The sequence below is a fragment of the Actinoplanes sp. NPDC051851 genome, from assembly GCF_040681165.1.
Lineage (GTDB): Bacteria > Actinomycetota > Actinomycetes > Mycobacteriales > Micromonosporaceae > Actinoplanes.
Genome location: NZ_JBFAYF010000045.1, coordinates 48,707 through 61,062, shown reverse-complemented (window position 1 = coordinate 61,062; position 12,356 = coordinate 48,707). Strand labels below are relative to the sequence as shown.

The 12,356-nt window shown below is 69.0% G+C and carries 10 protein-coding genes; 9 read left to right on the top strand and 1 reads right to left on the bottom strand.

Features of this window, described 5'->3' with window-relative positions; genetic code table 11:
* Nucleotides 1-30: 30 nt before the first annotated feature.
* The 3 genes from AB0M08_RS33585 (at nucleotide 31) to AB0M08_RS33575 (ending at nucleotide 1,941) form a co-directional block, all read left to right on the top strand.
* Entirely contained in the window at nucleotides 31-477 is a 447-nt protein-coding gene (locus AB0M08_RS33585; protein WP_364502199.1) for a nuclear transport factor 2 family protein, read from the top strand.
* Between the two features lie 62 nt (nucleotides 478-539).
* Entirely contained in the window at nucleotides 540-956 is a 417-nt protein-coding gene (locus AB0M08_RS33580) for a carboxymuconolactone decarboxylase family protein (RefSeq protein WP_364502196.1), read from the top strand.
* A 163-nt stretch (nucleotides 957-1,119) separates the two neighbouring features.
* Complete coding sequence (locus AB0M08_RS33575) at nucleotides 1,120-1,941, top strand: hypothetical protein (protein WP_364502194.1); 822 nt, start codon at nucleotides 1,120-1,122, stop codon at nucleotides 1,939-1,941.
* 78 nt (nucleotides 1,942-2,019) lie between these two features.
* Here AB0M08_RS33575 and AB0M08_RS33570 read toward each other — a convergent pair whose 3' ends face one another.
* Complete coding sequence (locus AB0M08_RS33570) at nucleotides 2,020-3,000, bottom strand: LacI family DNA-binding transcriptional regulator (RefSeq protein WP_364502191.1); 981 nt, start codon at nucleotides 2,998-3,000, stop codon at nucleotides 2,020-2,022.
* A 157-nt stretch (nucleotides 3,001-3,157) separates the two neighbouring features.
* Here AB0M08_RS33570 and AB0M08_RS33565 point away from each other — a divergent pair, with 157 nt between their 5' ends.
* Genes AB0M08_RS33565 through AB0M08_RS33540 form a run of 6 tightly spaced genes read left to right on the top strand, consistent with a single transcriptional unit; the run spans nucleotide 3,158 to nucleotide 12,284 of the window.
* Nucleotides 3,158-3,751 (top strand): hypothetical protein, encoded by a 594-nt coding sequence (locus AB0M08_RS33565; RefSeq protein WP_364502188.1) that lies wholly within the window; start codon nucleotides 3,158-3,160, stop codon nucleotides 3,749-3,751.
* 16 nt (nucleotides 3,752-3,767) lie between these two features.
* Nucleotides 3,768-5,018: an MFS transporter gene (locus tag AB0M08_RS33560; protein ID WP_364502186.1), complete on the top strand. Its 1,251-nt coding sequence runs from the start codon at nucleotides 3,768-3,770 to the stop codon at nucleotides 5,016-5,018.
* A 25-nt stretch (nucleotides 5,019-5,043) separates the two neighbouring features.
* Nucleotides 5,044-7,467, top strand: coding sequence for a glycoside hydrolase family 2 TIM barrel-domain containing protein (locus AB0M08_RS33555; protein WP_364502183.1), 2,424 nt, complete (start codon nucleotides 5,044-5,046; stop codon nucleotides 7,465-7,467).
* Nucleotides 7,464-10,025 (top strand): family 78 glycoside hydrolase catalytic domain, encoded by a 2,562-nt coding sequence (locus AB0M08_RS33550; RefSeq protein ID WP_364502180.1) that lies wholly within the window; start codon nucleotides 7,464-7,466, stop codon nucleotides 10,023-10,025. The genes AB0M08_RS33555 and AB0M08_RS33550 overlap by 4 nt, the downstream gene beginning before the upstream one ends.
* On the top strand, nucleotides 10,018-11,145 hold the full coding sequence (locus AB0M08_RS33545) for a glycoside hydrolase family 43 protein (RefSeq protein ID WP_364502177.1): 1,128 nt from the start codon (nucleotides 10,018-10,020) through the stop codon (nucleotides 11,143-11,145). Before AB0M08_RS33550 ends, AB0M08_RS33545 begins: the two co-directional genes overlap by 8 nt.
* Entirely contained in the window at nucleotides 11,142-12,284 is a 1,143-nt protein-coding gene (locus AB0M08_RS33540) for an SGNH/GDSL hydrolase family protein (RefSeq protein ID WP_364502174.1), read from the top strand. The genes AB0M08_RS33545 and AB0M08_RS33540 overlap by 4 nt, the downstream gene beginning before the upstream one ends.
* Nucleotides 12,285-12,356: the final 72 nt, after the last annotated feature.

Below are 12,356 nucleotides of genomic sequence, written 5' to 3'. Positions count from 1 at the left end.
CTCTGTCAAAATGGTTTAGCGTGATCCGGCATGGACCAACGGGAGCTGTCGGACCGTTCTGACATCCAGGCATTGCTGTTCCGCTACGCACGTGCCGTGGACTGCAAGGACTGGGCGCTCTGGCGCACGGTCTTCACCGAAGACGCTCACCTCGACTACAGCAGCGGCCGAGGCCCCGCCGGCGACCGGGAAACGATCGCCGCATGGCTCGAGCAGAGCTTCACCCACGTCGATGGCGCCCATCACCACATCACCAACATCGAGATCGAGTTCGAGCCCGGCGGCGACGAGGCGCGCGTCGTCGCACTGTTCTACAACCCCTTCCGCGCATCGTGGAGCGCCACCTGGAGCGCCGCAGGCGGCTACTACCGGCACACCGTGGTACGCACGCCCCGCGGATGGCGCAGCCGCGAATTGATCGAGGACAACCGGTGGGTACAGAACCCGCCCGACCACCCGGCGGCCCGTCCGCAGTGACGAGCAACGCCCGATTCCGACCATCCCGTCATCACGACGGCCAGCGAAGAAGGTGATCATCCATGAGCGATGAACCAGCGGACCGCAGGCAAATCGGGCTGCGCACGATGGACGCCGTCTACGGACCCGGGTTCTCCGCCCGGATGCCACCGAGCAAGGACCCGTTCCTGACCGAGACCGTGGAACAGCTGTTCGCCAACGTCTGGAGCCGGCCGCTGCTATCCATCCGCGACCGCCGCCTGCTGGTGCTCGGCGCGACAGCAGCTCTCGGCCGCGCCGACCTGATCGAGGTCCAGGCCCGCGGCGCGCTCGCCAACGACGAGCTCACCCCTGAACAACTCAACGAGGCCGTCATCCAGCTGGCCTACTACGTGGGCTGGGGCAACGCCACCGCGCTCAAAGGCGGGATCGACGCGGCCATCGCCAAGACCGCCCTGTACGCGAACCCGCCACAGCCAGTGGATCAAGCCGACGCCTGACCCTGGGACGTGCAGCCCAAGGGCGACGCCATCCGCTGGTGGGGTACCGACAATCACCCAGTATCTATTTACATAGATAAATCTTAGGTTCCTCATATATTCGTCTTTACGCCGGTTCCTAGCCTTTCCTGATCACTTGTCCCTCATGGAAAGGACGAACACCGTGGAAGACGACGACAAACCCGTCGGCCGGGTGCTCAGCCGACGAGGAGCGCTGGCGGTCCTCGGATTCGGGAGCATCGGCATCGTCACCGCCGGCATCGGTGTGGCGAACGCCGCGACCGGCACCTCGGCGGCCACCACCGTCGCCGAGGCCACCGGCGGTACGGCAGACTGCGTGGTGAAGCCGGAGATGACCGAAGGCCCGTACTTCGTCGACGAGAACCTGGACCGGTCCGACCTACGGACCGAGCCCACGACAGGCGAGCAGGTGGACGGCACCACGCTCGTCCTCGATCTGACGGTTCTCCAGGTCACGGACGGCACCTGCGTCGCGTTGCCGGACGCGAAGGTGGACATCTGGCAGTGCGATGCTCTGGGGGTCTACTCGGACGTGGCCGCGCAAGGCACCACCGGCCTGAGCTACCTGCGGGGCTATCAGGCCACCGATAGCGACGGGCTCGCGTCCTTCACCACGGTATTGCCCGGCTGGTACAGCGGCCGCACGGTGCACATCCACGTCAAGATCCAGACGACCGGCACCGACGGCAACGCGTACGAATTCACCTCGCAGCTCTACCTTCCCGAGGATTTCACGACGCAGTACCTGGCCGAAGGGGTCTACGCGACCAACGGCACCGCCGACACCACCAACGCGACCGACATGCACTACGCCAACGGCGGCGACCAGATGCTGCTCGACCCCGTCAGCACCGACGACGGCTACCGGGCATCGTTCGCCATCGCCCTCGACCTCTCCGACACGGAGGTCGGCGCCGACGATGCCTTCAGCCTGCCTGGTGGTGGGCCCTCGCCGACCGCCTAACTCGGGACGTGACGCGGGCAGCAGAGCCAGGGCTGCCCGCGTTCGCCACAGTCGTATCCGCCGCCAGGCCATCGGGTGTCAGGTGGAGGACCGCTGGATGAGCTGCACGGCGGCCATGGCGGGCGATTCGGGGCTGGGCTCCTGGCCGGCCAGCCCGGCGACGATCAGGTCGACACGGCGGCGGGCGACCGCGTGCAGGTCGAAGCGGACGCTGGTCAGTGGCGGGGCGGCCAGCGGGGCGACCGGGATGTCATCGACGCCGATGACGGCCAGTTCGGCGGGCACGCGTATGCCGTGATGCACGGCAGCGGCGAGCACGGCCATGGCGGTCTCGTCGTTGAAAGCACAGACGCCGGTCACGCCCGCGGCGATCCAGTCGGTGACGGCCCGCCCCGCGGTCTGCAGGTCGAGGCCGACGGACGCGGACAACGGCGGCGCGAGTCCGGCCGCGATGCAGGCGTCAGTGGCTCCGCGTAGGCGTTCGGCCGCCATCTGCTCGAAGTCAGGGTGTGCGGGTACGGCATAGCCGAGACGCTGGTGGCCACGATCGATCAGATGCGCGGCCTGGATGCGGCCGATCGGAACCATGGCGGCGTCGCCGTCAGCGGCCGGCGGCAGCACGACCTGGGCGCCGGCTCGCTGCAGGGCGCGGACAGCGTCGGGGTCGAACGGGGTGAAGCCGATGACCGCGGTGGCACCCACGGTGGCGCACACGTCGGGCAGAGGGCGTCCCCGCGCACCGGCGAGATGGGTGACCAAGGTCAGACCGTGCTCGGCCAGGGCGGCCGCGAGCTCCTCGACGAACCGGCTGATGCTGGCGCCGATGGGCAGGTCAGGGACGGCGAGCAGGACGATGTCGCTGCGCCCGGAGGCCAGGGATCGAGCAGTGCCGTGTGGCCGGTATTCAAGCCGCTGGGCGACGTCGAGGATACGGCGGCGGGTGGCCTCAGGGATCGACTGGCCGGGCCGATCGTTGAGGACGTAGCTCACGGTGGCGCGGGAGACACCAGCGGCGCGGGCGACGTCAGCGCTGGTAGTGCGTTTGGCTGGTGGGGTCATGGCCTCTCGTCGGGGACGTCGGCAGCCGTTCGGCTCGTCGGCGAGCGCGTTACGCAGCCGTTACAAAATGATGTCTTGCGGTTGGGGGTCGTCTCGATGTTACCTTGCTTACGCGCTTCAGTTACACGCGTAAGCCAACCAAGTCGAGGGTTGTGACATGATCGATGCCGCGCAGGATCGCTTCCCGTCGGGCCACCCGTGGCTCGGCATGCGGGGGGAGCGCGTCCGGGCTCACGGCGGTTCGGTGCTGCGCGTACATGAAACGTTTTACCGATACGGAGAGAGCGAGCAGCTTTCCACCACCGGCACCGGCATCCGGCGCTGGGGCACCCGGTTTTACCCCTCGCACGACCTCTACGACTCGTTGCCTCCGGCCCAGAAGGTCGACCAGCCGGACATAGTCTTCAACGAACGCACCGGCAGGTACATCTGCTGGATCAAAGTCATGGGTTCGGAGTTCCAGGAGTCCACCGTCCTGGTCGTCGACCCCATCGACCGCAAGGCTTACCACTACTTCGAGCGCATGCACAGCGAGTTGATCTGCGCCGGCCTGAACGCCGACTACACCGGCCGTTACTCCACGCACTTTCCGCACCCGCATCCGCTGTGTGTGCGCGCGATGGCTCATCCAGCTCCCCACACCGTCCCCCACTCGGGCGCTAACGCTGCCCTGGCAGACCCGGACACCTCGATCGCCGGCTACGTCTGGCTCCCTGTCCGGTTCGGCGGCGAACGCCCCTTCCTCGACTGATGAAGGCGAGTCCACCATGTCCGTCACATTGGATCCGCCCAAGGCGGGCGCCCGCTATATCTGGCTACTGATCGCCGCGCAGTTCGGCGTCTACCTCGCCTACGTCACCCCGATCGCCCTGTCCCTGGCCATCCGGGTCGACCAGCTCGCCCCGGGCCAGACCGAATACCTCGGCTACGTCATCGGGGCCGGCGGCATCACCACCGTCCTGGTCGCGCCGATCGCCGGCATGCTCAGCGACCGCACCCGCTCGCGGCTGGGCCGCCGCCGCCCCTACTTCATCGTCTGTACCGCGCTGGGTACCATCGCGCTGCTGGTGCTCGCGCAGGCGCCGTCCATCTTTGTCCTCGGCGTCGGCTGGGTGCTGGCCCAGGCAGGCTGGGGCACGATCTCCAGCCTGATGCTCGCCTCGCTGGCCGATCAGTTGCCGGAGGCCCAGCGCGGCCGGGTCTCCGGGCTGGGCGGCATGGTCTCGCAGCTCGCCCCCGTGCTCGGCGCGGTGCTGGCCGGCAGCATGTCCGGCAACGCCCTGCTGCTGTTCTTCGTGCCCGGCGCGGTCGGCGTGATCACGATGCTGCTGTTCATCTGCCTGGTCCGCGAACCCGACAGCCGCGACCTGCCATTGAGCGAGCCGTTGACCGCGGCCAGCGTGCTGCGCACGTACGTCTTCGACCCGCGGACCCAGCCCGACTTCGCCTGGAACTGGCTGGGCCGGTTCCTGTTCTTCTTCGGGCTCACCTTCAACACGACCTTCACCGCCTACTTCCTCGCCGACCGCCTGCACGTCAGTGTCGCCGAGGTCGCCGGCACGGTGGCCACCATAGGTGCGGGCGGCGTCCTCGCGGCGATCGCCGGGGCGATGGGCGGCGGCCTGCTCTCCGACCGGTTGCACCGGCGCAAAGCCTTCGTCCTTGTCGCCGCCGCTGTGTTCTCCGCCGGTGCGGTCACCATGGCGTTCACGCACACCCTCGCGATCATCGTCGCGGCCTCGATCCTGGGGAACCTCGGTATCGGCATCTTCGCCAGCGTCGACCAGGCCATCGCCCTGGACGTACTGCCCGACCGGGACACCGACGCCGGCCGCTACATGGGCGTCTACGCCTACTCGAACACGATCGCCCAGGGCGTGGCCCCACTGATCGCCCCACTTTTCCTGGCGATCGGGGCGGCCGACGGCAAGAACTACACCCTTCTCTACCTGATCGCGGCCGCTTTCACGATCGTCGGCGGCCTCACCATCGTCACCCGCGTCCAGCACGTTCGCTGACGTCGCAGAAACAACAGGAGCACCGATGATCCGCACCTCGTTCAACGACGGCTGGCAGGTCCGGCCCAAGGTCAATCCGTTCGCGGAGCTCTCCGGTCCGGCCGTGCCGTTCGCGCCGGTGACCCTGCCCCACGACGCGATGATCGGCCGAACCCGGTCCACGGCCGAGGACGGGGCCGGCGCCTACTTCCCGGGCGGCGCCGTCGAGTACCGCAAGAGCTTCCCGGTGCCGGAGCAGGACCGCGGCAAGCGGATCGTCCTGGAGTTCGAGGGCGTCTACCGCGACGCGGTCGTGTTCCTCAACGGCGCCTACGCGGGGCAGCGGCCGTACGGCTATTCGCGTTTTCTGATCGACGCCGATCGGTTCCTGAAGTTCGGCGAGGACAACGAGGTCCGGGTCGAGGCGCGTACTCACAAGGACTCCCGCTGGTACACCGGAGCCGGCATCTACCGTGATACCTGGATGCTGGTCGGAGGCGTCGTCCGGATCGCCCCCGACGGCGTCGCGGTGAGCACGCCCGACGTGGACGCCGAACGGGCCGTCGTCGAGGTCGCCGTCACGGTCGTCAACGACTCGATCGAGATCGCCACCCACGACCTCGCGATCGAGCTCCGCGACCCCGACGGTGCGGTCGTGGCCGACGGAGCCACTCCGGTGACCGTGCTGCCCGGCGAGTCCACGACCGCCCGCCTGCGGCTCTACGTCCCCGGTCCCCGGCTGTGGAACGTGGACAACCCCGCCCTCTACCGCGCCGAGGCGACGCTCGGCGCCCTCGACCGCGAGACGGTCACGTTCGGGATCCGGTCCCTGCGCCTCGACCCGGTCCATGGGCTGCGGATCAACGGTGAGACCGTGAAACTGCGCGGCGCCTGCATCCACCACGACAACGGGATCATCGGTGCCGTCTCGGCCCCGGCCGCCGAACGGCGCCGGGTCCGGCTGCTGAAGGAGGCCGGGTTCAACGCGATCCGCATGTCGCATCACCCCGCCGGACCAGCCCTGCTGGACGCCTGCGACGCCCTCGGCATGCTGATGATCGACGAGTCGTTCGACGTGTGGACCTCCGGCAAGAGCGAGTTCGACTACCACCTGAACTTCGCCGACTGGTGGGAACGCGACGTCGAGGCCATGGTCGTCAAGGACCGCAACCACCCCAGCGTGATCATGTACTCGATCGGCAACGAGATCTCGGAGACCGGCACCCCGGCCGGCGCCGCCCTGGGCCGCAAGCTGGCCGAGAAGGTCCGCTCCCTGGATCCCACCCGGTACGTCACCAACGGCATCAACAACATGCTCGCCGTGATGGCCGACCTCGCCGTCCTGCGCCAGCAGCGACAGGAGCGGCAGGAGGAAGGCGGCGGCATCAACACGGCGATGGCCAACGCGGGCGACATGATGAACGCGATCGCCGCCTCCGAACTGGTGACCGGCAAGACCGCCCAGTCCTACGCGCTGCTGGACGTGGCCGGCATGAACTACTCCGAAAGCCGCTACGCCCTCGACAAGACCCTGTTCCCCAACCGGATCATCCTGGGCACCGAGACCTTCCCGACCCGCATCGACGGCAACTGGGCCCTGGTCCGCGAGCACGACCACGTGATCGGCGACTTCACCTGGACCGGCTGGGACTACCTCGGCGAGGTCGGCATCGGCCGCCCTCAGTACCTCGGCGCAGATGAACGGCCGGAGTTCACCGCCCCCTACCCCTACCTGCTCGCCGGCTGCGGTGACATCGACATCACCGGCCACCGCCGTCCCGCTTCCTACTACCGGCAGATCGTCTTCGGCCTGCGCTCGCAGCCCTACCTCGCGGTCCGGCGCCCCGAGCACCACGACCGGACCGTCACCGGTACGCCCTGGGTCTGGTCGGATGCGATCGCCTCCTGGACGTGGCCCGGCTTCGAGGACAAGCCCGTGACCGTCGAGGTCTACGCCGACGCCGACGAGGTCGAACTGCTGATCAACGGGCACTCCGCCGGCCGCCGAGCGCTCGACCGCTTCCGTACCGAGTTCGAGGTCACCTACCAGCCCGGTGACCTGGTCGCCATCGCCTACCGCGATGGGCAGGAGACCGGCCGCGACCTGGTACGCACCGCGACCGGGCCGATTCGTCTGTACGCACAGCCCGAGCAGCCGAGCGTCGCAGCGGGCAGCGGAGATCTCGCGTACGTCACGCTGACCCTGGCCGACAACGACGGCGCAGTGCACACCGGGGCCGACCGGACGGTCACGGTGACGATCGAGGGCGATGGCGAGTTGCTCGGTTTCGGTGGTGCCAACCCGGCAACCGCGGAAAAGTTCCACCAGACCACGCACACCACCTACGAGGGACGAGCGCTTGCGGTCGTACGCCCGACCGGGCCGGGCGAGATCCGGCTGGTCGCGACCGCACCCGGCTGCGAAGCGGCCGACGTACTCATCCCGGTCGAGAAGGCGGCGCAGCCGTGAGGGCGACCCGGCTACACACCGAATACCTGAGCGAGCCGCTCGGCATCGACATCGTCCGGCCGCGGTTCTACTGGAACTGCGACGGCGGCACCACGCAGACCGCCTACCGGATCGTCGCCCTTCGCGACGACGTGACGCTCTGGGACAGCGGCAAGGTGCCATCCGCGCGGATGACCCACGTCGAGTGGGACGGCGTACCGCTGACCAGCCGCGACCGGGTCGACTGGACGGTCACACTCTGGGACGAGAACGACGTGTCCGGCGACCCGGTCTCCAGCTGGTTCGAGATGGGGCTGCTCGAACCCGGCGACTGGACGGCCCGCTGGATCACCGGCGGCTACGAGCCACGCCGCAACACCCGCTACCCGGTCGACTGCTTCCGGCGGGAATTCGATGCCCGCCGCGAGATCGTGCGAGCCCGGCTCTACGTCACCGCCTGCGGGATCTACCAGGCGACGATCAACGGGCAGCGGGCCGGGGACATCGAGCTCGCCCCCGGCAGCACCGACTACCGGCACCGGCTGCACTACCAGACCTACGACGTCGTCGACCTGATCGCCGACGGCGCGAACACGCTGGAGGTGCAGCTGGCTGACGGCTGGTACCGCGGATCGGTCGGCGCGTTCGGTGTCACCAACGTCTTCGGCAAACGCACCGCCCTACTCTGCCAGCTGGAACTCACGTACGCCGACGGCACGGCAGAAACGATCGGCAGCGGCGACGACTTCGGCTGGAGCGACGACGGGCCGATCCGCTTCGCCGACCTCAAGGACGGCGAAGTCTACGACGCGCGCCGCACCCCGTCGTACCGCGGCCGCGCGGCCCTGGCCGGCACGGCGCTCGTACCGGTCGCGGCCAACAACGTCGCACCGCGAGCCCAGGAGACGTTCACCCCGACACTGATCACCACACCGAGCGGCCGACGGGTGCTCGACTTCGGGCAGAACATCGCCGGCTTCCTCGACTGCACCGTGCACGGCGCCGCGGGCCAGACGATCACGCTACGCCTCGGCGAGATCCTCGACACCGACGGCGAGTTCACCCAGACCAATATCCAGCTGCGCAAACCCGAACGCCGCCAGATCGGGCGGATCACCGGGATGCTGCTGATCACCGGCCAGGCCGACAGGATCCCCGGCAAACTTCAACCCACCCCGAAACAGGAAGTCACGCTCATCTGCAGCGGCGGCACCGATCATTACCGTACGGCGTTCGCGGTCTTCGGTTTTCGTTACGTGCTCGTCGACACCGACCTGCCGATCGACCCCGCCGACTTCCGGGCCGTCGCCGTCTACTCCGACATGGCCGAGACCGGCGACTTCACCTGCTCGAACGAGGACGTCAACCGGCTCGTCGCCAGCACACGCTGGAGCATGAAGGGCAACTTCCTCGACGTACCGACCGACTGCCCCACCCGGGAACGGCTCGGCTGGACCGGCGACGCCCAGGTCTTCTTCGACACCGCCACGTACTTCATGGACGTGGCCGCGTTCTTCCGCAAATGGCTGCACGACGTCCGCGACGGCCGGCACCGCAGCGGCAAACCGTCGGCGATCGCCCCCTACAGCGGGCTGCCGATGCTCTACGACAGCACCGGCGGCTCGGCCGGCTGGGGCGACGCCGCCGTGCTGGTGCCCTACCGGTTCTGGAAACGCTACGGCGACACCCGCCTGCTGCGCGAGTTCTACGACCTCATCCGCGGCTACGCCACCTACATGATCGACAACACCGGCCCCGACGGCGTCTATGGCGAGAAAGGCATGCACCTGGGCGAATGGCTGGAACCCGAGGAGTTCCGCGACCCGGTCGGACCACGATCGAAGGTACGCCAGACCGAGGTCGCCACCGCCTACCTGCACTACACGATGACCTGCCTGACCGAGATCGCCAGCGAGCTGGGCGAGACCGAGGACGCGGCGCTGTTCCGGTCCTACGCCGAGCGGGCCACGACGGCGTACGGGCGGCTGGCCGAGCTGGACACCGACCGGCAGGCCAAGCTCGTCCGCCCCCTCGCGCTCGGACTGCTCGACGGCGACACCCGCACCCGGGCACAGCGGCGGCTGGTCACCGCCGTCGAGAACCGCGACCACCGGGTCGGCACCGGCTTCCTGTCGACCCCGTTCCTGCTGCCCGTGCTCACCGAGGCGGGCCGGCCGGATGTCGCGTACCAGGTCCTGGAGAACGAGAAGGCACCCAGCTGGCTCGCCCAGGTCAAGTCCGGCGCCACCACCGTGTGGGAGGACTGGGAAGGCCGGGAGAGCCGCAACCACTACGCGACCGGCGCGGTCTGCCAATGGCTGTTCGACACCGTCGCCGGCATCCGCGCCGACGGCGAGAACCGGTTCGTCGTGGCGCCCGTACCCGGCGGAACCCTGACCTGGGCCGAGGCAACCTGCACCACCCTCTACGGCACGATCATCAGCCGCTGGGACACCGGGGGCCTCACGGTGACGGTTCCCGCCAACACCACCGCCGAGATCCGGCTGCCCGATGGCACGCACCGCACGGCCGGCGCCGGAGTCCACATGTTCGCGATGGAAGGAGCTGTCAGTGAGTGAACTGACGGGACGTACCACGGTCGGCGACTGGCTCGACGACCCCCACGGCGGGCCGCTCCTGCGGCGCATCGTGCCCGACGCGGCACGGCTGGACCCGGTACGCAGCCTGCCCCTGGAAGACGTGGTCGCGCTCAGCGGCGGTTCGCTCACTCAGGACGTGGTGGATGACCTGGTCCGCTCCGCCAACGGCGGGAGACTCGTCCGCGGCGCCCCGCCCGTGGCCGCGGCCACCCCGCCGTTCCGCGACGACTACACCCTCGCCGACATCCAGATCCGCGACCCGTTCCTGCTCGAGGACGACGGCGTCTACTGGCTCTACGGCAGCACCGACCGCAACATCTGGACCGGGCCCGGCACCGGCTTCGACACCTACCGCAGCCACGACCTGCACACCTGGGAAGGCCCGTTCGAGGCATTCCGGCCACCGTCCGGCTTCTGGAGCACCGGGATGTTCTGGGCTCCAGAGGTCCACGCGTACCAGGGACGGTGGTTCATGTTCGCCACCTTCACCGCACCCGACGGACATCGCGGCACCCAGGTACTCGCCGCCGACGAACCGGCCGGCCCGTTCACCCCGTGGAGTGCCGGCGCGATCACCCCCGCCCAGTGGCAGTGTCTCGACGGCACCCTGCACGTCGACGATGCCGGTGACCCGTGGATCATCTTCTGCCACGAGTGGACCCAGATCCACGACGGAGCGATCCTGGCCCAGCGCCTCACCGCGGACCTGCGCTCGACCTCCGGGGAGCCTGCCCTGCTCTTCCGGGCATCCGGCGCCGCCTGGGCCCAACCCGTCCCGCACGCCCCGAACGCCTACGTCACCGACGGGCCCTACCTGTTCCGCCTCACCTCCGGGCAGCTGATCATGCTCTGGTCCAGCTTCGGTGACACCGGCTACGCGATGGGCATCGCCCGATCCGCGTCCGGCACGGTGACCGGGCCGTGGATCCAAGAGGAAAAGCCGCTCTGGGCCGCCGACGGCGGGCACGGCATGATCCTGCGGCTGCGCGACGGACGCCTCGCCGTCACCCTGCACCAGCCCAACACCACCCCGAACGAACGCGCCGTCATCCGCCCCCTGACCGAACACCCCACCACCGTCACCCTGGAGATCTCGTGAAATCCGTCCTGGCCACCGCGCTCGGCATGCTCGCCGGCGCGGTGGAGACCGTGCCCGGCCCGGCCGGGGGCGTCGTCGTCCACCGCTCACCGGCCGCCGGACGGGCCCGGCTCGGCGACGACGCCTTCCAGTACGCCAGCTCGGTCCCCTCCGGCGTTCGGCTGGAGATGCTCACCGACGCCACCGTGATCGAACTAGACGCCGAACTGACCAGGGTCGTCTTCGACGATCGCGACCTTCCCGGCAGCTCCTTCGACCTCGTCGTCGACGGCGTTCCGCAGGATCCGGTCCGGGCCGGGCAGGAGACCCGCATCGTCGTCTCGTTCGATCCCGCAGCCGTCGCCCGTCACACCGCCCCGATGACCACCGTACGGTTCGGCCTCGGCGCGACCACCCGGGCACGGCGCGTCGAGATCTGGTTGCCGGTCACCGCATCGCTCACGCTGCATGACGTGCGCATCCCCGACGGCGCGTCACTGCAACCGGCACCGGCCGCCGGGCCGCTCTGGGTGCACCACGGCAGCTCGATCAGCCAGTGCTCCGAGGTCGACCGGCCCACCGAGACGTGGCCCGCGATCGTCGCCCGGACCACCGGACGAGCATTGACCAACCTCGGGCTCGGCGGCCAGTGCCACCTCGACCCGTTCATGGCCCGCACCATCCGCGACCTGCCCGCCACCGCGATCAGCCTGGAACTGGGCATCAACATCGTCAACAGCGACAGCATGCGCGAACGGGCCTTCGTCCCCGCCCTGCACGGTTTCCTCGACACCATCCGCGATGGACACCCCGACACACCGATCGTGATCATCTCGCCGATCATCTGCCCCGCGGCAGAGACCCGCCCCGGACCGACCCTGTTCAGCCCGGCCAGGCAGACCTACACCGTGAACCGCCCGGAAACCCTCGCCACCGGCGCCCTCACCCTGCAACGCATCCGCGAGCTGCTCGACCACCACGTCGACCTGCGCCGCGCCGACGGCGACACGGCCCTGCACCTCGTCGACGGACTGGCTCTCTTCGCCGCCGAAGATCTCGCCGACCTGCCCGACGGCCTGCATCCCAACGCCGCCGGCTACCGCCGCATGGCCGAACGCTTCCTTCCCCTCGCCTTCGGCCCCGACCGCCCCTTCGCCTGACCACCGTGAGCGCGCACGGTCATGGTGGTGGGTGGCTATGGCGGTGGCGCCCCAAACCCAGTGACACCGGTC

Excerpts from the sequence above, each read along its gene's own strand:
- AB0M08_RS33585 (WP_364502199.1), top strand. The coding sequence starts at position 31 with ATGGACCAACGGGAGCTGTCGGACCGTTCTGACATCCAGGCATTGCTG.
- AB0M08_RS33580 (WP_364502196.1), top strand. The coding sequence starts at position 540 with ATGAGCGATGAACCAGCGGACCGCAGGCAAATCGGGCTGCGCACGATG.
- AB0M08_RS33570 (WP_364502191.1), bottom strand. The coding sequence starts at position 3,000 with ATGACCCCACCAGCCAAACGCACTACCAGCGCTGACGTCGCCCGCGCC.
- AB0M08_RS33565 (WP_364502188.1), top strand. The coding sequence starts at position 3,158 with ATGATCGATGCCGCGCAGGATCGCTTCCCGTCGGGCCACCCGTGGCTC.
- AB0M08_RS33560 (WP_364502186.1), top strand. The coding sequence starts at position 3,768 with ATGTCCGTCACATTGGATCCGCCCAAGGCGGGCGCCCGCTATATCTGG.
- AB0M08_RS33555 (WP_364502183.1), top strand. The coding sequence starts at position 5,044 with ATGATCCGCACCTCGTTCAACGACGGCTGGCAGGTCCGGCCCAAGGTC.